Below are 21,993 nucleotides of genomic sequence, written 5' to 3' on the forward strand. Positions count from 1 at the left end.
GCGGATCAGTGGTACAGGGCGTCGATTTCGGCGGCGTAGGTCTTGTAGATGGACGAGCGGCGCACCTTCATCGTGGCCGTGACTTCGCCATCGTCGTGGTCCAGCTCCTTGGTCAGCAGGTGGAAGCGCCGCACATGCGAGACCTGGGCCAGGCGCGCATTGCCCTGCGCGATCTCGGCATCGATCAGCGCGCGTACCTCGGCCATCTCGGCCAGGGAGCGGAAATGCGTGAAGGGAATGCGCCGCGCCTGGGCCCATTGGCCCACCGTCTCGTAGTCGATCTGCACCAGCGCGCCCACGAACTTGCGGCCTTCGGCCACGACGATGCACTCCTTGATGAAGGGGCTGGCCTTCATGGTGTTCTCGATCTCCGAGGGCGTGAGGTTCTTGCCGCCGGCGGTGATCATGATGTCCTTGAGGCGGTCCACGATGCGCAGCTGGCCGCCCTGCACGCGCACCACGTCGCCCGTGTGCAGCCAGCCGTCCTGCAGGCTTTGCGCCGTGGCCTCTGGGTTCTTGTAGTAGCCCGCGAAGACCATGTCGCCCTTGATCAGGAGCTCGCCGCTGCCGTCGCCTTCGTCACCGGGCTGGCCGCCATGGCTGGCGATGCGCCACTGCACGCCTTCGGTGGCCACGCCCACGCTGCCCACGGCCACGTCGTCCAGGCGGTGGCCGGTAACCATGCCCGTGGATTCGGTCAGCCCGTAGACCTCGATCAGCGGCACGCCCAGCGTGCGGAAAAAGCGGACCACGTCGGGCGGTATGGGCGCGGCGCCGGTGAGCGCCACGCGCGCCTCGCGCAGGCCGATGAAGTTCTGCAGCGCGCGCAGCACGCTCCAGTAGCTGGCCGCCCAGGCCAGGCGCTCGGCCAGGCTCCACTGCCTGCGGGGCTTTTCGGCCAGCGGCGCGCAGGCCGCCATGGCGCGCCGGTAGAGCGCGCGGCGCAGCGGCCCGGTCTCCTGCATCTTGATGCTGATGGCCGCATGCAGCTTTTCCCAGATGCGCGGCACGCCCAGGAACATGTTGGGCGCCACTTCGCGCAGGTCTTCCTGCACCGTGCGGATGGACTCGCCAAAGTGCACCTGCGAGCCCAGGTAGACGGGCACGAAGCTGGTCAGCATCTGCTCGGCCACGTGGCACAGCGGCAGGTAGGACAGGTGGCGAGTGCCGCCGTCCAGCCCCAGCCGCTCGGCAATGCCGGGCACCACGCCGCGGATGTTGCGGTAGGTGATCATGGCGCCCTTGGGCTTGCCGGTGGAGCCTGAGGTGTAGATCATCAGCCCCACGTCATCCAGCGTCTGGCGTGCCAGCGCCTGTTCGATGGGGGCGCGGCTGGCGGCCTGGGCGCCCAGGCGCTCGACCTCGTCGAAGGTGGCGATCAGGGCGCGGACCTCCGGCGCGAAGCTGCGCAGGCCCTTGGTCTCCATGACGATGATCTTCTTCAGGCGCGGCAGCTGGGGCAGGGCGGCCAGCAGCTTGTCGGTCTGCTCCTGGTCCTCGCAGACCATGATGTCCACATCGGCATGGCCCGCCACGTAGGCGACTTCGGGCGTGGGGCTGGTGGGGTACACGCCCACGGTGATGGCGCCGATCAGGCCCGCGCCCATCTGGGCCAGCACCCACTCGATGCGGTTCTCGGAGATCACGCCCATGTGGCCGCCTGGCGGCAGGCCCAGCTGCGCCAGGCCCAGCCCGAAGTGGCTGGCACGCTCGTGGTAGCGCGCCCAGCTGGTGGGCTTCCAGATGCCGAAGTCCTTTTGCCGTATGGCCACGCGCAGGGCATCGCTGCGCGCGCGTTCGGCCAGCATCTGGGGCAGGGTGAGTTCGGGAAGGTTCTTCATATCAATGACCCATCGCGCTGCCTGTGACACTGGCGTGCCCCCACACGGGAGCACCGAGGAAGGGCCGCCCCGCACCGAGGGTGCTGTCCCCCTCCCTCGCGAAGCGAGAGAGAGGGGGAAGGCGCGAAGCGACTCAGGGGGTGCTTCATGACAACCAGCGCTTGCGGCGCTTGTAGTGCTTCAGGTCGCGAAAACTTTTTGCCTCGCCGCCACCACCCATGCCCAGGTAGAACTCGCGCACGTCGGCATCCTGGGCCAGGCGTTCGGCCGGGCCGTCGATGACGATCTTGCCGTTCTCCATGATGTAGCCGCTGTGCGCCACGGCCAGGGCCACGGTGGCGTTCTGCTCGACCAGCAGCATGGAGGTGCCGCGCTCGGCATTGATGCGCGCGATGATGGTGAAGATGTCCTCCACCAGCTTCGGAGCCAGACCCAGCGAGGGCTCGTCCAGCAGCATGAGCTGGGGCTGGGCGATCAGCGCGCGGCCAATGGCCAGCATCTGCTGCTCGCCGCCCGACAGGTAGCCGGCCAGGCCTTTGCGTCGCTCATGCAGGCGCGGGAAGTAGCTGTAGACCAGGTCGAAGTCGGGCTTGACTTGATTGCGGCCCGTGAGCGCGTAGGTGGCGGCCACGAGGTTTTCCTCCACCGTGAGGTCCTCGAACACGCGCCGGCCCTCCATCACATGCGACAGCCCCAGGCGCACCAGCTGCTGGGGCGCGTACTGCGCGGTGGACTGGCCGTTGTAGCGCACGCTGCCGCTGGCCAGCAGGCCGTCCTCCAGCGCCAGCAGCCCCGAGACGGCCTTGAGCGTGGTGCTCTTGCCCGCGCCGTTGCTGCCCAGCAGCGCCACGATCTGGCCGCGCGGCACGGCCAGCGACAAGCCCCGCAGGGCCTGCACGACCTTGTTGTAGATGACCTCGATGTTGTTGATTTCGAGGACCTTGTCCGTGGGCTGCTCGGTCATGTGCGGGCGTCTGTTCGGACGACGGTCAAAGTGCGATCCAGTCAGAGGCGGGCAGCATCTTCTGCGCCTTCATGTCCGCCTTGTAGACGCGGCCCACGGGAATCGAATTGCCCTTGATGGTGATGGGCACGCCGATCAGTCCGCCCGTGTCGAAGTCCTTGATGGAATTGAGCGCGGCCTTGAGGTTGGGGCCGGTGAGCGGCTTGCCCGCGTCCAGGCAGCGCCTGGCCGATTCCACGAACAGCATGGCCGCCAGAAAGCCCTGGATATAGGCCGTGCTCTGGTACTCGGGGCGCAGCGCGCGGATCTTGTCCAGCATGGGCGCCTTGGCCGAGGTGTCGTAGTAGTAGCGGTAGGGCATGACGCCCATGAAGCCGTCGCCGGCCTCGCCCATCTTCATGACGGTGGAGCTGTCCATGGTCCAGAAGGTGCCCATCCATTGGCTGGTCATGCCCATCTGCTTGCCCTGCTGGATGAACTCGGGAATGGGCGCGAGGATGTAGCCGTGGAAGATGGTGTAGTCGGGCGCGGCGCGGCGCAGCTTGATGACTTCGGTGGACACGTCCACGCTGCCGGGCGGTGTCATCAGCTTGGCCACCACGTTCAGGCCCAGCTTCTTGGCGGCCGCCTCGCTGGCCTCGATGGGGTCGCGGCCGAATTCGGAGTCGGAGTAGACGAAGGCCACCTTGGCGCCCGGCTTTTCCTTGGCGATGTGCTTGAGCAGGATGCCGAACATCTCCGTGTAGTCGGGCCCCACGAGGAACTGGTTCGGGTACTTGGCCGGGTTGTTGAGCTCGGTGGCGAAGGAGGCGCCCGCCATGAGGATGGCGCCGTTGCGGTCCAGCTCGGGGTTGATGGTCTTGGAAAAGCCCGTGGAGTCGCCGTAGTAGAGGTTGACCTTGTTCTGGCTGGTGATTTTCTTGAACGCGGCCACGGAGACATCGACCTTGTAGCCCGTGTCCTCGGGCACGTAGCGGATCTTGCGGCCCTTGATGCCGCCGGCCTCGTTGACCATCTTCACGTAGTCGCCCATGCCGGCATTGATGCCCACGCCCGCGAAGGCGAACACGCCCGTCATGGGGATGGAGCCGCCGATCACGATGTCTTCGCCGCCAGCCTGGGCGCGGGCGGCCAGCGGTGCGGCCAGGCTGGCGCCGGCCGCCAGCAGCAGGCTGCGGCGGCGCGAGGAGGTCGGGTGTTGCTGCATTGCTTGTCTCCTTTTGCTTGTCGTGCGCGGCGCCGCCTCAATTGCGGAAGGGCCACAGGTGGAAGAAGCGGCGCAGGCGCCGCCACATTTGTGCGAGCCCCTGCGGCTCGAAGACCAGAAAGACGATGATCAGCAGCCCGAACACCATGGTGCGCACGGGCGACAGGAAGACGGCCAGCTCCGAGCCGCCGGGCAGCAGGTCCACGATGAGCTTGAGCAGCTCCGGGACCATGGTCATGAAGACCGCGCCCAGGATGCCGCCCAGGATGGAGCCCATGCCGCCGACGATGATGGCCGCCAGAAAGAAGATGGACATCAAGAGGGGAAAGCTCTCGGGCGTGACCACGCGAAAGAAGTACGCCCACAGCCCGCCCGCCACGCCCGCGTAGAACGAGGACAGCCCGAACGACAGCAGCTTGTAGCGCAGCAGCGGTATGCCCAGCACCTCGGCCGAGATGTCGCGGTCGCGGATGGCGATGAAGGCGCGACCTATGCGTGTGCGAAACAGGTTGGCCGCGCCCAGCAGCATCAGCAGCGTGACGGGCACGATCACCCAGTACAGCCGGAACGAGGTGTCCAGCGCCACGCCGAACACCGTGGCCGGCTGCAGCGTCAGGCCCGCCGTGCCGCCCGTGAGCCTGAGGTTGGCGAACAGGAAATGGGCGATGAACGAGGCCGCGATGGTGGCAATCGCCAGGTACAGGCCCTTGACGCGCAGCGAGGGCAGGCCCACCACGATGCCGCCCAGCATGGCCACGAAGCCGCCAGCCAGCAGGTTGAACAGTACGGGCGTGCCCCAGCGCGCCTGCACGATGGCCACCGTGTAGGCGCCCAGTCCCATGAAGGCGGCCTGGCCCAGGCTGACCAGGCCCGTGTAGCCGGTGAGGATGTTCAGCCCGGTGGCGCCGGCCACGTTGATGCTGACCAGGCAGGCCAGGTACAGCCAGTAGTCGCTGGCCATGAAGGGAAACAGCAGCAGCAGCGCGCCGGCCATGGCCAGCCAGATGCGTTGCGTGCGGGAGTCGTACAGCGCCGCATCGGCGATGTAGCTTTCCTTGAGGGTGCCTATGCGCATGCTGCCGTCTTTCTGAAGCTGTCTAGAGCCGCTCGATCTCGTGCGTGCCGAACAGGCCGTAGGGCCTGAGCATCAGCACCACGACCAGCACGATGAAGGTGGCCAGCAGCTTGTACTCGCCGCCCAGGTAGGCGCCGGCCAGCGCCTCCACCAGGCCGATGAACAGGCCGCCGACCAGGGCGCCCAGCACGCTGTCCAGCCCGCCCACGATGACGACCACCAGCACCGACAGGCCGAACACGCCCATGCTCGACGAGATGCCGCCGATGGAGCCGACGATGATTCCCGAGACCGCCGCGATCATGGCCGACACCACCCAGGCCAGCGAGAAAACGCGCGGCACGTTGATGCCCACCGAATAGGCCGCTGCCTGGTCGCTGGCCGTGGCGCGCAGGGCCACGCCGCCGCGCCAGTAGCGGAACACCAGCAGCACGGCCGCGATGAAGACCACGGCCACGGCTGCGCCCCAGGCCACCTTGGGCGCGAGAAAGGCCTCGCCGATCATCACGGGCTGCGTGGGCATGAACTCGGGCAGGCGGCGCTGGTCGGCCGTCCAGATCAGCTCCACCAGGCCCACCAGCACCGAGGCCAGGCCCACGGTGACCATGAACACCGAGATCGGCGGCTCGCCCAGCAGCGGCCGGATCATCGTGCGCTCGATCAGCGCGCCCAGCAGCCCCGTGCCCAGCACGGCGGCGGGAATGGCCAGCCACAGCGGCAGCGTGAACATGGCCGCAAAGGTGAAGAACAGGTAGGCGCCCACCATCAGCAGCTCGCCGATGGCGATGTTGACCACGCGCGTGGCCTTGTAGACCACCACGAAGGCCAGCGCGGCCAGCGCATACAGGCCGCCTGCGGCCAGGCCCGTGAGGGCGATCTCGAACAGGTAGGCCCAGTCCATCATGCGGCTTCCTGTGCCAGGGCAGGCTGCGGCGTGGCGGGCTCTGGCCGGGTGGACGTGCCGCGCAGCCGGCGCCGCAGCTCGCCCACATCACCGGCGCCCAGGTAGGCCCGGTTCACCTCGGGATCGGCCTGCACCACGGCGGGCGTGCCCTGGGCGATGACCTGGCCGAAGTTGAGCACCACCACATGGTCGGACAGGTCCATGACCATGCCCATGTCGTGCTCCACCATGAGCACGGTCACGCCCCATTCGGCGCGCACATCGAGGATGAAGCGCGCCATGTCCTCGGTCTCCTCGCGGTTCATGCCGGCCACGGGCTCGTCCAGCATCAGGATGCGCGGCTGCATGGCCAGGGCGCGAGCCATCTCCACGCGCTTTTGCAGCCCGTAGGACAGGGCGGCCACGGGCGCATGGCGGATGTGGTCTATCTCCAGGAAATCGATGATGCGCTCCTCGATGTCGCGGCGCAGCTCGGCCTCCTCGCGGCGCGCGCGGCCCAGGTAGAGGAGGGCGTCGAGCACGTTGGTGCGCAGGTGGGCGTGGCGGCCCAGCTTGATGTTGTCCAGCACCGTCATGCCCCGGAACAGCGCAATGTTCTGGAAGCTGCGCCCCAGGCCCAGCCGCGCGCGGCGCGGCGCCGGCGTGCGCGTGATGTCCTCGCCCTGGAAGCGGATGGAGCCGCCCGTGGGCCGGTAAAAGCCCGAGATGGTGTTGAACAGCGACGTCTTGCCCGCGCCGTTGGGACCGATCACCGCCGTGATCGAGCCGGGCTGCACATCGAAGCCCACGCCCGACAGCGCCTTCACGCCGCCAAAGGCGAGCGTGACGCCATCGACCTGCAGCAAGGGGGCGGGCGGGCCGCCGTCGGGGTGTGTCTCCATGGCGCTCTCGTGCGTTGGTTCGTCGAGCCGGGCAGGAGCCTACTGATGCGTAGGCTGTTTACTTTGGAGTAGATTCTGGTTGTCGCCCTCCGCATGCAGCATCGGTGATTTCCCCGGTGCACCCGCCGCCATGAAGCAATCGAGCCCTGAAACCAAGACCCGACCCAGCCCCAGCCCCGGAACCCGCGCCGGCAAAGGCCGTGCGGCGCCCTCCGTGGACTCGCCCTGGAGCGGCACGCCCGACCGCGAGCAGCAACGCGAGGCCAAGCGCCAGGCCGTGCTGCAGGCCGCCGCCCAGTTGTTCAACGAGCGCGGCTTCTCCGCCACCTCGCTGGACGACATCGCCGCACGGCTGGGCGTGAGCAAGCCCACGCTGTACTACTACGTCAAGAACAAGGACGAGATCCTGCTGCAGTGCGTGAACCAGGGCCTGGCCATGACGCTGGAAGGCATCGAGGCCTCGCGCCGCGCAGGCGGCCAGGCCGTGGACCAGCTGCGCGCCTGCATGCAGGTCTATGCGCGCATCGTCACCATGGACTTCGGCATGTGCCTGATCCGTGTCGGCGACGAACAGGTCCCCCCCGACAGCCGCCGCGAACTGCGCCGCCAGAAGGCCGCCATAGACCAGGCCTTCCGCCGCCTGGTGGCCGCCGGCGTGCAGGAGGGCTCGCTGGCCCCCTGCGACCCCAAGATGACGGCCTTCGTGATTGCCGGCGCACTCAGCTGGATAGGCCGCTGGTACCAGCCTGGCGGCCAGTACTCGGCCGAGGAAGTGGCGCAGCAGTGCATTGATACCTTGATGGGGGGCGTGTTGCGGCGGGCGGATGTTCTCGATACGCCCAAGTTATCCAAGCCACCCAAGGTGGGCAAGCCTGCAAAGCGTGCGAAGGCGGGCGGCTGAAGCGCCGTTCCCTGCCGTGAGACACGCTACGGCGCCGCACTCTCCTGCGCCGCCAGATCATCCAATATCGGGCAGTCCGGCCGGTCGTCGCCGTGGCAGCAGTGCACCAGGGTCTTGAGCGTGCGCTGCATGGCCTGCATGGCGGCGATGCGCTCGGTCAGTTCGTCGATGTGGCGCTGGGCGATGGCCTTGACCTGGCTGCTGGCGCGGCTTTTGTCCTGCCACAGGCCGAGCAGGGTGGCGATCTCGTCCATGGAAAAGCCGAGGTCGCGCCCCCGGCGGATGAAGCGCAGGGCGTGCACGTCGGCCTCGGCGTACTGGCGGTAGCCACCGTCCGTGCGGTGCATGGGCGGCAGCAGGCCCTGGGCTTCGTAGTGGCGCACCATGCGCGCCGAGACACCGGCGCGGCGCGCGGCCTCGCCGATGGAGACGGGCCAGTGCTGTGCGGGGTGGGCGGACATGGTGCGTGCCTTTCGGATGCCTTCGGGTGTCTTTGAGGTGTCTCTCAGGCGACCTTGTAGCCTTCTTCGGCAATGGCGGCGCCCAGTGCCTCGCGGCTGGCGCTGCTGTCGACTTCCACGCGCTGGGCGGCGCGATCGATTTTTACCTGGGCCTGGTCATCCACGCCCTGCACGGCCTGGGTGACGGCGCGTTCGCAGTGGCCGCAGGTCATGCCCTGCACGGTGAAAACATGTTGCATCTCTCGCTCCTGGTTGGGGCGCGCCGAAGTGGCGCAAGCCATGGACGGCATGTTGAACCCTGACACCATGGCAAGGTCAAGCGTCTGGCTGGACAAGGGTTGATTTGGCCCAATTCGATGTGAGTCGGCCGGCTCAATGATCCGCTGCAATGGCCGATAGATCGAAAAGAGCCGTGAATAGGCAAAAACCGTCATAGGCCATTGGCGATCATCTGACAAACTGCAACAATTTGTATTTACGTTGGCGCTATGCATTTGGAGACCGTGCGGGCGCCTTGACTGACAGAGAGGAAAACGGTCATGAACTTGTTGGGAATGATGCGGGCTTTCACGATCCGCACGCGGATGCTGGGTGCCATCGCCATGGTGCTGGTACTGCTGGGTCTGCTGGGCGGAGCCGGGATGCTGGGCATGTTCCGCATCCATGGCATGAGTCAGCAGTTCATGCATACCTCGTACGCCAAGATGGGCTACATGGTGGAGTTGCGCGCCGAGCTGGGTGCCGTGCGCGCCCATGAAAAGGACATGATCATCCAGTACGAGCGTGCCGAAGAGGTGCGCAAGGCCCACACCCAGTGGCTGGCTGCCATTGACCGCGTGAAATCCGTGGCCGAGCGCTTTCTGAAGGACGAGGACCCGGCCGACGATGCCATCGTCAGCGGCATCTCCGAGCGCGTGGACCGCTACCGCCAGCAGTTCGAGCACATTGCGCGACAGCTGGAGGCCGGTGGCTATGACACGGCGACCACGGCCAACCGCATGAGCGGCAAGGCCATGGCCGAGGTGGCCGAGGTCGAAAAGCTCATCGCACAGCTCGACCAGCTGCTGCGCCAGCAGGTCGATGCCATGGCCGCGGAGGAGCAGGGCGTGGCCGAGCAGACGCAGTGGATCTTCGTGGCGGCCGTGGTGCTCACGGTGCTGGTGGTGGTGCCGCTGACGCTGATGAACATGCTGTCCATCTGCCGCCCCCTGGTGCAGGCGCGCCAGACGGCGCTGACCATTGCCCAGGGCGATCTGTCGCAGAGCGTGAAGGTGGAGGGCAAGGACGAGGTGGCCGATCTGCAGCGCGCGCTGGACCAGATGCAGCAGAGTCTGGGCTCCATGGTGACCCAGGTGCGCGACGCCAGCGGCAACATCGCCACGGCCAGCCAGGAGATCGCCACGGGCAACCAGGACCTGTCCTCGCGCACCGAGCAGACGGCCAGCAATGTGCAGGAGACAGTGGCCTCGCTGTCCCAGCTCACGGCCACGGTGCAGCAGACGGCATCGTCCTCGCAACTGGCCAACCAGCTGGCGGCCTCTGCCTCGACCACGGCCACGCGCGGTGGCGACGTGGTGGCCCAGGCGGTGGTCAGCATGCAGGAGATCACGACCTCCAGCCGCAAGATCGGCGACATCATCGGCCTGATCGACTCCATCGCCTTCCAGACCAACATCCTGGCGCTGAACGCCGCCGTGGAAGCGGCGCGCGCCGGCGAGCAGGGCCGCGGCTTTGCCGTGGTGGCGGCCGAGGTGCGATCCCTGGCCCAGCGCTCGGCCCAGGCGGCCAGCGAGATCAAGGCGCTGATCCAGACCAGCGTGCAGGCCGTGGACGTGGGCGTGCGCCAGGTCGAGGACGCGGGCAAGACCATGAAGGAAATCGTGGACAGCGTGCAGCGCGTGGGCGACATCATTGGCGAGATCACGGCGGCTTCCAGCGAGCAGTCGGGCGGCATCGGCCAGGTCAACCAGGCTGTGGGCGATATCGACCGCATGACGCAGCAGAACGCAGCCCTGGTCGAGGAATCGGCCGCCGCCGCCGAGTCGCTGCGCGAGCAGGCCGCGCGCCTGGCGCAGGTGGTGGGCCAGTTCCGCATTGCCGGTGCGGCCGTGGCGTCCATGGGCTCGCATGCTTCCTATGGCCGTCCCTCCCAGGGCCAGCCCAGCCTGGCGCCGGCTGCAGGCCGCGCCTCGCTGGCCTCTGGCCGGGACACGCGCGAGACCCAGCTGCTGGAACACGCCTGAGATAGCGGACGCAGGGACAGGAGCCTGACTCCTGCTCCACGTGGATCGTCTGAATAAAAAAAGCGGAGTGCGATGCACTCCGCTTTTTGTTTGTGCGGCCGCAAATCAGGCCTGGCGCGCGAACGGGTAGTCGATATAGCCCTCTGCGCCGCCGCCGTAGAAAAGGCTGGAGTTCCAGGGGTTCAGCGGCAGGTCGTCGCGCAGGCGGTGGACCAGGTCGGGGTTGGAGATGAAGGCCTTGCCGAAGGCCACGATATCGGCGTGGCCGTTTTCCACGGCGCGCAGCGCCATGTCGCGGTCATAGCCGTTGTTGACCATCCAGGCGCCCTGGCCGCCGGCCTCGCGGTAGGCGGATTTGAGGGCCGCGTAGTCGAAGGGCCGGTCGGGCAATTCACGCGGGCCGCCGGTGGCGCCTTCGATGATGTGGATGTAGGCCAGGCCCAGCGGCGCCAGCTGGCGCACCACGTATTCGAACAGCGGCTGGGGGTCGGCATCGGCGATGTCGTTGGCCGGCGTGACGGGCGACAGGCGGATGCCCACGCGGCCGCCGCCCACGGCATCGGCGGCGGCGCGCGTGCATTCGAGCAGCAGGCGGGCGCGGTTCTCGATGCTGCCGCCGTAGTCGTCATCGCGCTGGTTGGCGCCGGTCTTGAGGAACTGGTCCAGCAGATAGCCATTGGCGCCGTGCAGCTCCACGCCGTCGAAACCGGCCGTCTCCACGGCATTGCGCGCGGCCACGGCGAAGCTGTGGACGATGGCGGGAAGCTCGTGCTGGGCGAGCGCGCGCGGCGCGGAGGTGGGCACGAACTGGCCCTTGCCCGAGTCCTCGTCGATCACATAGGTCTTGGATTTGGCCGCCACCGGGGACGGCCCCACGGGCGCCTGGCCTTCGGGCTGCAGCGAGGTGTGCGAGACCCGGCCCACATGCCACAGCTGGGTGACGATGCGCCCACCGGCCTTGTGCACGGCGTCGGTCACGCGCTTCCAGCCGTCGAGCTGCTCGCTGCCGTACAGGCCCGGCACATGGGCATAGCCCTGTCCCTGGTGGCTGATGGCCGTGCCTTCGCTGATCAGCAGGCCGGCGCTGGCGCGCTGGGCGTAGTAGGTGACCATGATGTCGTTGGGCAGGGCCTGGGGTGCGCGGTTGCGCGTCAGCGGCGCCATGGCGATGCGGTTGGGCAGGCGCAGTTCGCCAGCCTGTATGGGATCGAACAGAGAGGTCATGCAACGGGGCTTTCTGTGCGTGAAGCAAAAGCGCCACCCGTGCGGGCGGCGCGGCGTACGGCACAGATTACGCCCATGGAATCAATCGTGCAGGCCAGGGATTTGCGCGCTGTCGTGCAGGCGACGGTGCTGTGCCACGAGTCGGCCCAGCGCCTGCATCTGCGCCGTCACGAAGCTGCGCGTGGCGGCATCGGTGCACAGGCCCTGGCTGTCGAATTTCTGCGTCGCCTGGCCCACGAACACCTCGGGCCGGGCCAGCACGTCGGCTTCCATGCACTGCAATACCTTGCGCAGTTCGTACTGCACGCGCGCCCCGCCCAGCGGGCCGGGCGAGGCCGAGACAAGGGCCACGGGCTTGTGCCGAAAGGGTTGGTCGTCGCCACGCGAGATCCAGTCCAGCGCATTCTTGAACATGCCTGGAATGGAGAAGTTGTACTCGGGCGTGGCCAGCACCACGGCGTCGGCACGGCGGATGCGCTCGCGCAACTGGTGCACGGATGCGGGCATGCCCGTGGCCAGCAGGTCGGCATCCAGCGGCGGCAGCGCGCGCCAGTCGCAGACCTGCATCGTGGCCTGGGGTGGCAGGCATTCGCCCGCCAGCTCCAGCAGCAGGCGGTTCAGGGAATGGCGGCGCAGGCTGCCGCACAGGCCGATGATGTCCATGGCGTCAGGCCTGCAGCGGGATGCCGACCTGCTGGATGACGCCGCGCCAGCGCGCGATCTCGGCGCCCACCATGGCTCGCATCTCCTCGGGGCTGCAGGGCGTGGCCGCGCTGCCGGCGCTGGCCAGGGCCTGGAGCAGGTCGGGCTCCTTCAGGGCCTTGTGGGCTTCGGCGGCCAGCCTTTGCACCACGTCGGCGGGCGTGCCTGCGGGCGCGGCCAGGCCCAGCCAGGAGTGCACCTCGAAGCCGGGCAGCACGGCCGAGGCCGGCGGCACCTCGGGCAGGGTGGGCCAGGCCTGGGCGCTGGTGACGGCCAGGGCGCGCAGCCGGCCCGACTTGATGTGCGGCATGGCCACGGTCAGCGTGTCGCTGAGCACGTCCACATCGCCCGCTATCACGGCCTGCACGGGTGCGCCGCCGCCCCGGTAGGGCACGTGCAGCAGCTGTACCTTTGCCGTGGAGCCCAGCAGCTCACCGGCCATGTGCTGGGTGGAGCCCACGCCCACCGAGGTGAAGGTGATGCGTCCCGGCTCCTTGCGGGCCATGGCCAGCAGATCGGCCAGGGTCCTGGCGGGATGCTCGGCACGCACGGCCACCACGAAGGGAAAGGACGAGACGGTGGAGACAAAGGCGAAGTCCTTGACCGCGTCGTAGGGCAGCGATTTGCGCAGCGCGGCCGACACGGTGTGCGCACCCGTGAGCATGACCAGGCTGTAGCCGTCCGGCACCGCCTTGGCCACGAAGTTGCTGGCAATGGAGCCGCCCGCGCCGCTCTTGATCTCCACCACCACGGGCTGTCTGAGCGATTCCTGCAGCTTCTGGGCCACGAGCCGGGCCACCACGTCGGCATTGCCGCCCGCGCCAAAGCCGTGGATCAATTGAATGGGCCGGCTGGGAAAACCGCCCTGGGCCCGGGCCGTGGAAAGGGAGAGTGAGGCGGCGCCTGCAAGCAGGGCCGTGCGTCGGGTGATGGCAGTCATGTCATGTCTCCTTTTTTTGTATTGCGCGCTGTGGCTGTGTCCAGTGGCCTGGCTGGCTTGGCTGGCTTGGCTGGATTGGCAGGCTTCGCTGGCGTTGCGGCTAGCGGTCCGCGCGTGCGTAGCCGGTCTGGGCGCCGTAGAGCTTTTCGCGCTGCGACCAGTCGTGGGTCTCGTTCCACAGGGCCAGCACCTGCATGGCCTCCTGCTCGAAGACCTGGTGGCGCGCCGCGTCGGCCGTGCGCGCGGTCAGCTCCAGGCGGTGGCCCGAAGGGTCGAAGAAGTAGATGGAGGTGATGAAGTCGTCGTGGTTGGTGGGACCCACCACGTCAATGCCCCGGTCCAGCAGGTCCTGCCGGGCGCGCAGCACGGTGTCCACGTCGGCGACCTCGAAGGCGAAGTGCTGTATCCAGCCCGGCGACTCCATGTCCTTCATCTGGCCCGGGTCCCTGGGGCACTCGAAGAAGGCGATGGAGCTGCCGTCCTCCATCTCGAAAAAGATGTGGATGTGCGGGCTGTACTGGCCCGTGGAGGGCACATGGTCCTCGCCCATGGCGTGGGTGAAGCGCAGGCCCAGCACCTCGGTATAGAAGCGCACGGTCTCGGCCGCGTCCTTGCAGCGGTAGGCGGCGTGGTGAAGCTTTTTGCACAGCATGGATGTCTCCTGTCAGTCGGTGGAAAGGGGGCCGGAAGCGGAGGCGGGGCCTGTGGCGCCGTGGAGCGGCTCCTGGCAGCCGCTCCACTGGGGCTGGAAGAAGGGGGCCGGGACCAGGAACTTCGATTCCTGGCTTTGCAGCAGCGGCAGCATGCGCGCCACATAGGCCTGCCAGCGTGGCTCGGCCAGCAGGCGGGCGCGGCGCTCGGCGCGCTCGTTCAGGTCCGTATAGGCCCACAGGTGGACGATCTGGTTGAGCGGCCCCGAGTCGCTGGTGTAGTAGCCGACCATGCGGCCCAGAATGCGCTGCTGCAGCTCCAGGCCCTCTGTCTGGTAGAGCGCCATGTAGTCCCGCCATTTGCCGGGGTGGGCGGTGTAGGTGCGTTGTTCGACGAGCATGACGTGCCTTCTTTCAACCGAGGCTGTGGCCGCCGTCGATCACGATGCGCGTGCCCGTGGCCGTGCGCAGATGCGTGGCGCAGGCGAGGATGGCCTGCGCCACATCGCCGGGCTCGACCACGCGGCCCAGCGGCGTGTGCGCGGCCTTTTTCTCCAGCTCCTGGCGGCTGCGGCCCTCCACGAAACCGGTGTCCACGGCGGCGGGCGAGACGCAGAGAAAGCGCACCGGGCCGAAGGCGCGCGCCATGGACACCGTCAGCGTGTCCAGCGCGGCCTTGGCGGCGCAATAGGCCATGTTGCTGCCCAGGCCCGTGAAGGCGGAGACCGAGGACACGTTGACCACGGCGGCGTCCTGCGAGGCGCGCAGCAGCGGCAGCAGGGCCCGCGTCACGGCATAGGTGCCGCCCACGTTGGCGCACAGGATGCGGTTGAACAGAGCGGGCTCCAGCGCATCGATCTGCGCGTGCGCGATGCGCTCGGTGAAGCCCGCGCAGTTGACCAGCAGGTCCACCCGGCCCAGGTGCTGCTGCAGCCACTGGGCGGCGGTGGCGTGGCTGGCCTCGTCTTGCAGCGACAGCTGCAGCGTGTGGTGGCTGCCCGGCAGTTCCTCGCGCAGCGCCTGGGCGCGGTCGCGGCCCTGGTGGTAGCCGATCACGACGGTGGCGCCCTCGCGGGCCAGGGCCCGCGCCGTGGCGGCGCCTATGCCGCTGCTGGCGCCGGTGACGACGGCGATTCTGTCTTGCAATGGCGGATGGGAGAGTTGCATCATTCGGAAATCCGTGGCGCCCGGCCTTGCCGTGCCCTGGCCGGGCCGTGGTTGATCGGCTATTCCGATTGTTTTCAAATCGCCCGGCGGCGCCACTCAGTTGTCCGATAAACGAACATGACCTCATCGTCCGATGCCGGCTCCCTCAAGCGGGGCGTGGCCTTTCTCAAGCTGCTGGCGACCGGGGGCGTGCGCGGTTGCCCGCTCAGCGAACTGGCCGAAAAATCCGGCGTGCCCCACCCTTCGGCCCACCGCATCCTCAAGCAGCTGATTGCCGAGCGGCTGGTGGTGCACGACGCCCAGACCCACCGCTACCGGCTGGGGCCGCTGGCCTTCGAGCTGGGCCTGGCCGGGTCGATGCTGCACGACATACGCGACCTGTGCGAGCCGGCCATGGCGGCGCTGTCACGTGAAACCGAGGACACGGCCTACCTGGTGGTGCGCAGCGGATTCGAGGCCGTGTGCCTGCACCGGCTCGAAGGTGACTTCCCCATACGCACGCTGGTGCTGCAGGTCGGCAGCCGGCGCCCGCTGGGCGTGGGCGCCGGGGGGCTGGCCGTGCTGGCCGCCATTGCGCCCGAGGAGCGCGAGGCCATCATCGAGCGCGTGGCGCCCGCCCTGCCGGCCTTTGGCAAGCTCACCGATGCGGGGCTGCGCCTGGCCTGCGAGGAAACGGCCCGTGCAGGCGTGGCCGTGATCCAGAACCGCGTGAGCCTGGGCGTGACGGCCGTGGGCGCGCATTTTTGCGACAGCATGGGCCAGGCCATGGGGGCGGTCAGCGTGGCCGCGCTGACCCAGCGCATGACGGCGGCGCGCGTGCGGCGCATCGCCCAGCAGGTGCGCGCTGCGGCGGCCCAGATAGAGCAGCGCATCCGCACGCGCAAAAGATAAGGGGCCGGCTGGTCCACACCAGCCGGCCCCTTGTCGGCCCCTTGTGCCGCCGAGCCCGGGCTCGGCGCTGCTTACTTGAGCAGGCCTTCGGCCTTCATCGCGGCCTGCACGGCAGGGCGGGCCAGCACGCGCTCGCGGTAGGCCAGGAGGTTGGTCAGCTCGGAGATGTCCACGCCCACGAACTGGGCCCAGCCCGTCACGGTGAACAGGTAGGCGTCGGCCACGGTGAACTGCTCGCCCATCAGGTAGTCGCGGCCATTGAGCTCGCCGTCCACCCACTTGAGGCGGTCCAGCACGCGCTGGCGCACCACGGGCTTGTAGTCGTCGGGCGTGGCGGGGTTGAACAGGGGGCCGAAGCCCTTGTGCAGCTCGGTGCCGATGAAGTTCAGCCACTCCTGAAGGTGGTAGCGGGCCATGGTGCCGTTGGCCGGCGCCAGCTTCTTCTCGGGGACCAGGTCGGCCAGGTACTGGACGATGGCCGGGCCTTCATGCAGCGTGTCGCCGTCGTCGAGCACGAGGAAGGGAACATAGCCCAGCGGGTTGATGCCGTAGTAGTCCGTGCCGTCCTGCAGCTTGTGCGTCTTGGTGCTGGCCAGGACCGGCTCGTAGGCCAGGCCTGCCTCGTGCAGGACGATGTGGGGAGACAGAGAGCAGGCGCCAGGGCTGTAGTAGAGCTTCATGGTGGATGGCTTCCGATCAGGGTAAGAAAGACAAGCGCCCATGCTAACCCCATGTGCAGGGGCTGCGCATGATGGGACCGCGCTGGCGGCAGGGTTCAGGCCGACAGGCGCTGTGCAGCCCAGAGCACCTGTTCCAGCACGGCCTTCATGCCCAGCTGGTCCTGGGGCCGCTGCAGGCGGCCGGCGTCGTCGAATGCCTGGCCTGCCTGGCCCACGGCGTGGCTCACGGGGGCCAGCCAGCACTGCAGGTTCAGCAGCAGCGGCGCCAGGTGCGACTGGGCCCGCAGGCCGCCCAGGCCGCCGGGCGAGGCGCTGGCCATGCCCACGACCTTGCCGCGAAAGGGCAGGGTGCCATCGGACCAGACCGGATCACCGGCCACGGGGCTGGAAGCCCAGTCGATGGCGTTCTTGAGCAGGGCGGGGTAGCTGCCGTTGTACTCGGGCGAGCAGATCAGCCAGGCCGGGTGGCTGTGCAGCGCGGCCTTGAAGCGCAGCACGTCGGGCGGCGTGCCGCTGGCCTCCAGGTCGGCGTTGTACATGGGGATGTCGAAATCCGACAGCTCCAGCAGCGTGGGCTGGGCGCCCAGTTCGCGCGCCATGCCGGCGGCGGCGGCGGCCAGGCGCCGGTTGTGCGATTGTTGGCGGGTACTGCCCGCGAAGATGAGGATCTGCATGGCCGCCATTGCATCACAGGCCCTGCACATGTTTCTTGCAAGCGGGCCGCCCTGCGGGCGGCGGCGCGCAGCATCCTGCGGTGCACACGTGTTCGCCGCACTGTTTCACGTGGAACACCGGCGCAGTGCCGGCCCGGTGGCGGGGCCGGCCGACCCCTTGCAAGGCACTGGTGCGGCAAAGGTGGGAAAATCGCGGGTTCCCCGCTGGGTTCCCCTCGCTACATGAACGAGGGCCACCTGCCATGAGCGCCGGAGCGTGAGTGCTCCGTGTCGGGGGCTTGGGCCGGGCAGGCCCCCGGAGTGATAAGCATGTTGTACCCACAGGAATTTGATGTGATCGTGGTCGGTGGCGGCCACGCCGGCACCGAGGCCGCGCTGGCCGCTGCGCGCATGGGCTGCAGGACGCTGCTGCTGAGCCACAACATCGAGACCCTGGGCCAGATGAGCTGCAATCCCAGCATCGGCGGGATCGGCAAGGGCCATCTGGTCAAGGAAGTGGATGCGCTGGGCGGCGCCATGGCGCTGGCCACCGATATCGGCGGCATACAGTTCCGCATCCTCAACAGCTCCAAGGGCCCGGCCGTGCGTGCCACGCGCGCCCAGGCCGACCGCATTCTCTACAAGGCCGCCATCCGCGACATGCTGGAGAACCAGCCCAACCTGTGGCTGTTCCAGCAGGCGGTGGACGACCTCATGGTCGAGGGCGACCGCGTGGTGGGCGCCGTCACCCAGGTCGGAGTGCGCTTTCGCAGCCGCACCGTGGTGCTCACGGCGGGCACCTTCCTGGACGGCAAGATCCACGTGGGCCTGAACAACTACGCGGCAGGCCGCGCGGGCGACCCGCCGGCCGTCAGCCTGTCGTCGCGGCTCAAGGAGCTGCAGCTGCCCCAGGGGCGCCTGAAGACCGGCACGCCGCCGCGCCTGGATGGCCGCAGCATCGATTTCTCGCAGTGCGAGGAGCAGCCCGGCGATGGCATGCCCGGCGGTGTCAACGAAGGCGTGCTGCCCGTGTTCAGCTTCATCGGCAATGCGGCCATGCACCCGCGCCAGATGCCTTGCTGGATCACCCACACCAACGAGCGCACGCACGACATCATCCGCAGCGGCTTTGACCGCAGCCCCATGTTCACGGGCAAGATCGAGGGCGTGGGCCCGCGCTACTGCCCCAGCGTCGAGGACAAGATCAACCGCTTTGCCGACAAGGAAAGCCACCAGATCTTCCTGGAGCCCGAAGGCCTGACCACCAACGAGTTCTATCCCAACGGCATCTCCACCAGCCTGCCCTTCGACATCCAGTACGAACTGGTGCGCAGCATGAAGGGGCTGGAGAACGCGCACATCCTGCGCCCCGGCTACGCCATCGAGTACGACTACTTCGATCCGCGTTCGCTCAAGAGCAGCTTCGAGACGCGCCAGATCCAGGGCCTGTTCTTCGCCGGCCAGATCAACGGCACGACGGGCTACGAGGAAGCGGCGGCCCAGGGCCTGTTCGCCGGCCTCAACGCCGCACTGCAGTGCCGCGGCCAGGAAGCCTGGCTGCCGCGCCGCGACGAGGCCTATCTGGGCGTGCTGGTCGATGACCTGATCACCAAGGGCGTGACCGAGCCCTACCGCATGTTCACCAGCCGCGCCGAGTTCCGGCTGCAGCTGCGCGAGGACAACGCCGACATGCGCCTGACCGAAGCGGGCCGCGCCATGGGCCTGGTGGACGATGCGCGCTGGGATGCCTTCAGCCGCAAGCGCGATGCTGTTTCACGTGAAACAGAGCGCCTGAAGTCCACCTGGGTCAATCCGCGCATCGTCACGCCCGAGGAATCGGAGCGTGTGCTGGGCAAGTCCATCGAGCGCGAGTACAACCTGTTCGACCTGCTGCGCCGCCCCGACGTGGGCTACGGCAAGCTGATGAGCCTGAACGAGGGCCGCTATGCCTCGGCCGATGTGCAGCCCGACGTGCTGGGCGATCTCAGCGCCTCCGTGGTAGAGCAGGTGGAGATCGCGGCCAAGTACGCGGGCTACATCGACCGCCAGAAGGACGAGGTCCAGCGCGCCGCCCACTTCGAGAACCTGCGCCTGCCGGCCGAGCTGGACTATATGCAGGTGCCGGCCCTGTCCTTCGAGGTGCGCCAGTCGCTGCAAAAGCACAGGCCCGAGACGCTGGGCCAGGCGTCGCGCATGTCGGGCGTGACGCCGGCGGCGATCTCGCTGCTGATGGTGCATCTGAAGAAGGGCGGCTTTCGGGGCTTTGCACCGGATGTGACTGATGCGAAGGGCGAGGAGGCATCCGCATGAGCCAGGAACTGCGCGCTCCGCTCGAAGCCGGCCTGCAGGCGCTGGGGCTGGACCTCACCCCCGCCCAGATCGATACGCTGATGGAATTCCAGGCCCTGCTGGGCAAGTGGAACAAGGTCTACAACCTCACGGCCGTGCGTGATCCGCAGGAGATGCTGACCCATCACCTGCTCGACAGCCTGGCTGCCGTGCCGGCGCTGCAGCGCCATCTGGCACAGATGCCTGCGCGCGAAGGCCGCACCGCCATGCTGGACGTGGGCTCGGGCGGCGGCCTGCCTGGCGTGGTGTTTGCCATCTGCTGCCCGCAGATCGACGTGCACTGCGTGGACACGGTGGGCAAGAAGGCCGCCTTCATCCAGCAGGCGGCGGCCACGCTGCGCCTGCCCAACCTGCGCGGCATCCACAGCCGCGTGGAGCAGCTGACCACGCGCTATCCGCTGATCAGCTGCCGTGCCTTTGCCTCGCTGGCGGACTTCACCAGCTGGTCGCGCCAGGCGCTGGAGGAGGGCGGCACCTGGCTGGCCATGAAGGGCAAGCACCCCGACGATGAAATCGCCGCGCTGCCCGCCGACGTGCAGGTGTTTCACGTGGAACCATTGAAGGTGCCGGGCCTGGATGCCGAGCGCTGCATCCTCTGGCTGCGCGTTTGCGCCTGATTTTTTTACCGAATGGCACACTGCCGCGTTGCGGCGGGGCCATGTTCCACATGCGCTGGCCATGGCCCTCGCATAAACTCCCAGCTTTCATCGCTCAGGGGTCAGTATGTTCGGCATCTCCGATTTCAGCGCATTCGTTGTTGCCATTCTTCTGTTTTTGCTGATTCCGGGGCCGGGCAATCTGGCGCTGATCACCTCCACCGGCAAGGGCGGCATACGTGCCGGAATGGCGGCCTGCGCCGGCGTGCTGGCGGCCGACCAGGTGCTGATCTGGATGGCCGTGGCGGGCGTTGCCGCGCTGCTGGCCTCCTATCCCACGGCCTTCCATGCCGTGCAGTGGCTGGGCGCCGCCTACCTGGGCTGGCTGGGTTTCAGGATGCTCACGGCCAAGCCCGGCGACAAGCCCGTGCTGCACATCGAGCCGCGCCACTACTTTCGCCAGGCCGGCCTGATCACCCTGATGAACCCCAAGTCCATCGTGTTCTACATGGCCTTCTTCCCGCTGTTCGTGGATCCCGCAAGCCACCAGGGCCTGCTCACGTTCGCGGTGATGGCGGCCACGGTGGCCGCGCTGACCTTTCTCTATTGCCTGATCGTGGTGCTGCTGACCGCGCATCTGGCCGAGCGCATGCGCGCCAATCCTGCGGTTTCCCGGGTTCTCGAAAAGACTGCGGGCGTGTTCCTGATCGGTTTTGGCCTCAAGCTGGCCATCGCCAAATAAGCGTGTAAATACCATGGCCAAAATCTTCTGTGTCGCCAATCAAAAGGGCGGGGTCGGCAAGACCACCACCGCCGTCAACCTTGCAGCGGGCCTGGCCAAGGTCGGCCAGCGCGTGCTGATGATCGACCTGGACCCGCAGGGCAATGCCACCATGGGCTCGGGCGTGGACAAGCGTGCGCTGGAGCTGTCGGTCTACGACGTGCTGCTGGAGAACGCCAGCGTCAAGGAAGCCGCCGTGCGTTCCGAGGCCGTGGGCTACGACGTGCTGGGCGCCAACCGCGAACTCAGCGGCGCCGAGATCGAGCTGGTCACCCTGGAGCGCCGCAACGATCGCCTGAAGGGCGCCCTCAAGGCGGTCGATGCCGACTACGACTTCGTGCTGGTGGACTGCCCGCCCAGCCTGTCCATGCTCACCTTGAACGGCCTGTGCGCGGCCCATGGCGTGGTCGTGCCCATGCAGTGCGAGTACTTCGCGCTCGAAGGCCTGACCGACCTGGTCAACACCATCAAGCAGGTGCATGCCAACATGAACCCCGACCTGCAGATCATCGGCCTGCTGCGCGTGATGTTCGATCCGCGCACCACGCTGCAGCAGCAGGTCAGCGACCAGCTCAAGGAGCACTTCGGCGACAAGGTGTTCGACACCGTCATCCCGCGCAATGTGCGCCTGGCCGAGGCGCCCAGCTATGGCGTGCCTGGCGTGGTCTTCGATCCGGGCGCCAAGGGCAGCAAGGCCTTCATCGATTTCGCGCACGAGATGGTGCGCCGCATCAAGAAGATGTGAGAGCCATGCAAGGTTCGACACAACACCCCCTGAGTCGCTTCGCGCCTTCCCCCTCTCCTGCGGGAGGGGGACGACAGCCTCGCTGCGGGGCGGCCCTTGCTTGCTGTCACTGGCCTTGGGCCACGCCGGTTTCATGGG

23 protein-coding genes are annotated in these 21,993 nt (G+C 67.8%); 7 read left to right on the forward strand and 16 right to left on the reverse strand.

The annotated features are described in order from the left end of the window. Positions 1 to 5: 5 nt before the first annotated feature. The 6 genes from DACI_RS00135 to DACI_RS00160 all read right to left on the reverse strand — a co-directional run bounded on the left by DACI_RS00135 (position 6) and on the right by DACI_RS00160 (position 6,872). Entirely contained in the window at positions 6 to 1,841 is a 1,836-nt protein-coding gene (locus tag DACI_RS00135) for an AMP-dependent synthetase/ligase (protein WP_012201967.1), read from the reverse strand. 145 nt (positions 1,842 to 1,986) lie between these two features. Next, positions 1,987 to 2,805, reverse strand: coding sequence for an ABC transporter ATP-binding protein (locus DACI_RS00140; RefSeq protein WP_012201968.1), 819 nt, complete (start codon positions 2,803 to 2,805; stop codon positions 1,987 to 1,989). 25 nt (positions 2,806 to 2,830) lie between these two features. After that, complete coding sequence (locus DACI_RS00145) at positions 2,831 to 4,012, reverse strand: ABC transporter substrate-binding protein (RefSeq protein ID WP_012201969.1); 1,182 nt, start codon at positions 4,010 to 4,012, stop codon at positions 2,831 to 2,833. 37 nt (positions 4,013 to 4,049) lie between these two features. Then, on the reverse strand, positions 4,050 to 5,087 hold the full coding sequence (locus tag DACI_RS00150; RefSeq protein WP_012201970.1) for a branched-chain amino acid ABC transporter permease: 1,038 nt from the start codon (positions 5,085 to 5,087) through the stop codon (positions 4,050 to 4,052). Between the two features lie 22 nt (positions 5,088 to 5,109). After that, a complete protein-coding gene (locus tag DACI_RS00155) occupies positions 5,110 to 5,991 on the reverse strand; it encodes a branched-chain amino acid ABC transporter permease (RefSeq protein ID WP_012201971.1) in 882 nt (293 codons plus the stop codon). Beyond that, positions 5,988 to 6,872, reverse strand: a complete 885-nt coding sequence (locus tag DACI_RS00160; RefSeq protein ID WP_012201972.1) for an ABC transporter ATP-binding protein — start codon at positions 6,870 to 6,872, stop codon at positions 5,988 to 5,990. Before DACI_RS00160 ends, DACI_RS00155 begins: the two co-directional genes overlap by 4 nt. Before the next feature lie 130 nt (positions 6,873 to 7,002). Here DACI_RS00160 and DACI_RS00165 point away from each other — a divergent pair, with 130 nt between their 5' ends. After that, complete coding sequence (locus tag DACI_RS00165; protein WP_012201973.1) at positions 7,003 to 7,773, forward strand: TetR/AcrR family transcriptional regulator; 771 nt, start codon at positions 7,003 to 7,005, stop codon at positions 7,771 to 7,773. 26 nt (positions 7,774 to 7,799) lie between these two features. On the opposite strand, the gene cueR is transcribed toward DACI_RS00165, so the two are convergent. Together cueR and DACI_RS00175 are read right to left on the reverse strand one after the other, a co-directional pair. Next, positions 7,800 to 8,234 carry a Cu(I)-responsive transcriptional regulator gene (gene cueR / locus DACI_RS00170; protein WP_012201974.1) on the reverse strand — a complete coding sequence of 145 codons (435 nt, stop codon included), beginning with the start codon at positions 8,232 to 8,234 and terminating at the stop codon, positions 7,800 to 7,802. Positions 8,235 to 8,278: 44 nt separating this feature from the next. After that, positions 8,279 to 8,473, reverse strand: coding sequence for a heavy-metal-associated domain-containing protein (locus DACI_RS00175; RefSeq protein WP_012201975.1), 195 nt, complete (start codon positions 8,471 to 8,473; stop codon positions 8,279 to 8,281). Between the two features lie 300 nt (positions 8,474 to 8,773). Between DACI_RS00175 and DACI_RS00180 the strand changes: the two genes are divergently transcribed. Beyond that, positions 8,774 to 10,477: a methyl-accepting chemotaxis protein gene (locus DACI_RS00180; protein ID WP_012201976.1), complete on the forward strand. Its 1,704-nt coding sequence runs from the start codon at positions 8,774 to 8,776 to the stop codon at positions 10,475 to 10,477. 105 nt (positions 10,478 to 10,582) lie between these two features. Here DACI_RS00180 and DACI_RS00185 read toward each other — a convergent pair whose 3' ends face one another. From DACI_RS00185 to DACI_RS00210, 6 genes are all read right to left on the reverse strand, one after another. Beyond that, positions 10,583 to 11,701, reverse strand: a complete 1,119-nt coding sequence (locus DACI_RS00185; protein ID WP_012201977.1) for an alkene reductase — start codon at positions 11,699 to 11,701, stop codon at positions 10,583 to 10,585. Between the two features lie 81 nt (positions 11,702 to 11,782). Further along, positions 11,783 to 12,364, reverse strand: coding sequence for an NADPH-dependent FMN reductase (locus tag DACI_RS00190; protein ID WP_012201978.1), 582 nt, complete (start codon positions 12,362 to 12,364; stop codon positions 11,783 to 11,785). Positions 12,365 to 12,368: 4 nt separating this feature from the next. Next, positions 12,369 to 13,343 (reverse strand): tripartite tricarboxylate transporter substrate binding protein, encoded by a 975-nt coding sequence (locus DACI_RS00195; protein WP_012201979.1) that lies wholly within the window; start codon positions 13,341 to 13,343, stop codon positions 12,369 to 12,371. 100 nt (positions 13,344 to 13,443) lie between these two features. Continuing rightward, positions 13,444 to 13,995: a VOC family protein gene (locus DACI_RS00200; protein WP_012201980.1), complete on the reverse strand. Its 552-nt coding sequence runs from the start codon at positions 13,993 to 13,995 to the stop codon at positions 13,444 to 13,446. 12 nt (positions 13,996 to 14,007) lie between these two features. Next, complete coding sequence (locus DACI_RS00205; RefSeq protein ID WP_012201981.1) at positions 14,008 to 14,394, reverse strand: NIPSNAP family protein; 387 nt, start codon at positions 14,392 to 14,394, stop codon at positions 14,008 to 14,010. A gap of 13 nt (positions 14,395 to 14,407) precedes the next feature. Continuing rightward, on the reverse strand, positions 14,408 to 15,163 hold the full coding sequence (locus tag DACI_RS00210) for an SDR family NAD(P)-dependent oxidoreductase (RefSeq protein WP_012201982.1): 756 nt from the start codon (positions 15,161 to 15,163) through the stop codon (positions 14,408 to 14,410). Between the two features lie 114 nt (positions 15,164 to 15,277). Here DACI_RS00210 and DACI_RS00215 point away from each other — a divergent pair, with 114 nt between their 5' ends. Further along, positions 15,278 to 16,051 (forward strand): IclR family transcriptional regulator, encoded by a 774-nt coding sequence (locus DACI_RS00215; protein ID WP_012201983.1) that lies wholly within the window; start codon positions 15,278 to 15,280, stop codon positions 16,049 to 16,051. Between the two features lie 71 nt (positions 16,052 to 16,122). On the opposite strand, the gene gstA is transcribed toward DACI_RS00215, so the two are convergent. Beyond that, entirely contained in the window at positions 16,123 to 16,731 is a 609-nt protein-coding gene (gene gstA, locus DACI_RS00220) for a glutathione transferase GstA (protein WP_013799958.1), read from the reverse strand. A 95-nt stretch (positions 16,732 to 16,826) separates the two neighbouring features. Further along, the gene (locus DACI_RS00225) at positions 16,827 to 17,414 is read right to left on the reverse strand and encodes an NADPH-dependent FMN reductase (protein WP_012201985.1); all 588 of its coding nucleotides are present in this window, start codon (positions 17,412 to 17,414) and stop codon (positions 16,827 to 16,829) included. A gap of 300 nt (positions 17,415 to 17,714) precedes the next feature. On the opposite strand from DACI_RS00225, the gene mnmG reads away from it, so the two are divergent. From mnmG to DACI_RS00245, 4 genes are all read left to right on the forward strand, one after another. Continuing rightward, positions 17,715 to 19,694, forward strand: a complete 1,980-nt coding sequence (gene mnmG, locus DACI_RS00230) for a tRNA uridine-5-carboxymethylaminomethyl(34) synthesis enzyme MnmG (RefSeq protein WP_012201986.1) — start codon at positions 17,715 to 17,717, stop codon at positions 19,692 to 19,694. After that, the gene (gene rsmG / locus DACI_RS00235) at positions 19,691 to 20,350 is read left to right on the forward strand and encodes a 16S rRNA (guanine(527)-N(7))-methyltransferase RsmG (RefSeq protein ID WP_012201987.1); all 660 of its coding nucleotides are present in this window, start codon (positions 19,691 to 19,693) and stop codon (positions 20,348 to 20,350) included. Before mnmG ends, rsmG begins: the two co-directional genes overlap by 4 nt. 106 nt (positions 20,351 to 20,456) lie before the next feature. Continuing rightward, the gene (locus DACI_RS00240) at positions 20,457 to 21,071 is read left to right on the forward strand and encodes a LysE family transporter (protein ID WP_012201988.1); all 615 of its coding nucleotides are present in this window, start codon (positions 20,457 to 20,459) and stop codon (positions 21,069 to 21,071) included. A 13-nt stretch (positions 21,072 to 21,084) separates the two neighbouring features. Further along, positions 21,085 to 21,855: a ParA family protein gene (locus DACI_RS00245; protein WP_012201989.1), complete on the forward strand. Its 771-nt coding sequence runs from the start codon at positions 21,085 to 21,087 to the stop codon at positions 21,853 to 21,855. Positions 21,856 to 21,993: the final 138 nt, after the last annotated feature.

It is taken from the genome of Delftia acidovorans SPH-1 (assembly GCF_000018665.1).
In the GTDB taxonomy this organism is placed as follows: Bacteria; Pseudomonadota; Gammaproteobacteria; order Burkholderiales; family Burkholderiaceae_C; genus Comamonas; species Comamonas acidovorans.

Excerpts from the sequence above, each read along its gene's own strand:
- DACI_RS00165 (WP_012201973.1), top strand. The coding sequence starts at position 7,003 with ATGAAGCAATCGAGCCCTGAAACCAAGACCCGACCCAGCCCCAGCCCC.
- DACI_RS00195 (WP_012201979.1), bottom strand. The coding sequence starts at position 13,343 with ATGACTGCCATCACCCGACGCACGGCCCTGCTTGCAGGCGCCGCCTCA.
- cueR (WP_012201974.1), bottom strand. The coding sequence starts at position 8,234 with ATGTCCGCCCACCCCGCACAGCACTGGCCCGTCTCCATCGGCGAGGCC.
- DACI_RS00205 (WP_012201981.1), bottom strand. The coding sequence starts at position 14,394 with ATGCTCGTCGAACAACGCACCTACACCGCCCACCCCGGCAAATGGCGG.
- DACI_RS00225 (WP_012201985.1), bottom strand. The coding sequence starts at position 17,414 with ATGGCGGCCATGCAGATCCTCATCTTCGCGGGCAGTACCCGCCAACAA.
- DACI_RS00145 (WP_012201969.1), bottom strand. The coding sequence starts at position 4,012 with ATGCAGCAACACCCGACCTCCTCGCGCCGCCGCAGCCTGCTGCTGGCG.
- DACI_RS00160 (WP_012201972.1), bottom strand. The coding sequence starts at position 6,872 with ATGGAGACACACCCCGACGGCGGCCCGCCCGCCCCCTTGCTGCAGGTC.
- DACI_RS00135 (WP_012201967.1), bottom strand. The coding sequence starts at position 1,841 with ATGAAGAACCTTCCCGAACTCACCCTGCCCCAGATGCTGGCCGAACGC.
- DACI_RS00140 (WP_012201968.1), bottom strand. The coding sequence starts at position 2,805 with ATGACCGAGCAGCCCACGGACAAGGTCCTCGAAATCAACAACATCGAG.
- DACI_RS00190 (WP_012201978.1), bottom strand. The coding sequence starts at position 12,364 with ATGGACATCATCGGCCTGTGCGGCAGCCTGCGCCGCCATTCCCTGAAC.
- mnmG (WP_012201986.1), top strand. The coding sequence starts at position 17,715 with ATGTTGTACCCACAGGAATTTGATGTGATCGTGGTCGGTGGCGGCCAC.
- DACI_RS00215 (WP_012201983.1), top strand. The coding sequence starts at position 15,278 with ATGACCTCATCGTCCGATGCCGGCTCCCTCAAGCGGGGCGTGGCCTTT.
- DACI_RS00150 (WP_012201970.1), bottom strand. The coding sequence starts at position 5,087 with ATGCGCATAGGCACCCTCAAGGAAAGCTACATCGCCGATGCGGCGCTG.
- DACI_RS00240 (WP_012201988.1), top strand. The coding sequence starts at position 20,457 with ATGTTCGGCATCTCCGATTTCAGCGCATTCGTTGTTGCCATTCTTCTG.
- DACI_RS00210 (WP_012201982.1), bottom strand. The coding sequence starts at position 15,163 with ATGATGCAACTCTCCCATCCGCCATTGCAAGACAGAATCGCCGTCGTC.
- DACI_RS00155 (WP_012201971.1), bottom strand. The coding sequence starts at position 5,991 with ATGATGGACTGGGCCTACCTGTTCGAGATCGCCCTCACGGGCCTGGCC.
- rsmG (WP_012201987.1), top strand. The coding sequence starts at position 19,691 with ATGAGCCAGGAACTGCGCGCTCCGCTCGAAGCCGGCCTGCAGGCGCTG.
- DACI_RS00180 (WP_012201976.1), top strand. The coding sequence starts at position 8,774 with ATGAACTTGTTGGGAATGATGCGGGCTTTCACGATCCGCACGCGGATG.
- DACI_RS00245 (WP_012201989.1), top strand. The coding sequence starts at position 21,085 with ATGGCCAAAATCTTCTGTGTCGCCAATCAAAAGGGCGGGGTCGGCAAG.
- gstA (WP_013799958.1), bottom strand. The coding sequence starts at position 16,731 with ATGAAGCTCTACTACAGCCCTGGCGCCTGCTCTCTGTCTCCCCACATC.
- DACI_RS00185 (WP_012201977.1), bottom strand. The coding sequence starts at position 11,701 with ATGACCTCTCTGTTCGATCCCATACAGGCTGGCGAACTGCGCCTGCCC.
- DACI_RS00175 (WP_012201975.1), bottom strand. The coding sequence starts at position 8,473 with ATGCAACATGTTTTCACCGTGCAGGGCATGACCTGCGGCCACTGCGAA.
- DACI_RS00200 (WP_012201980.1), bottom strand. The coding sequence starts at position 13,995 with ATGCTGTGCAAAAAGCTTCACCACGCCGCCTACCGCTGCAAGGACGCG.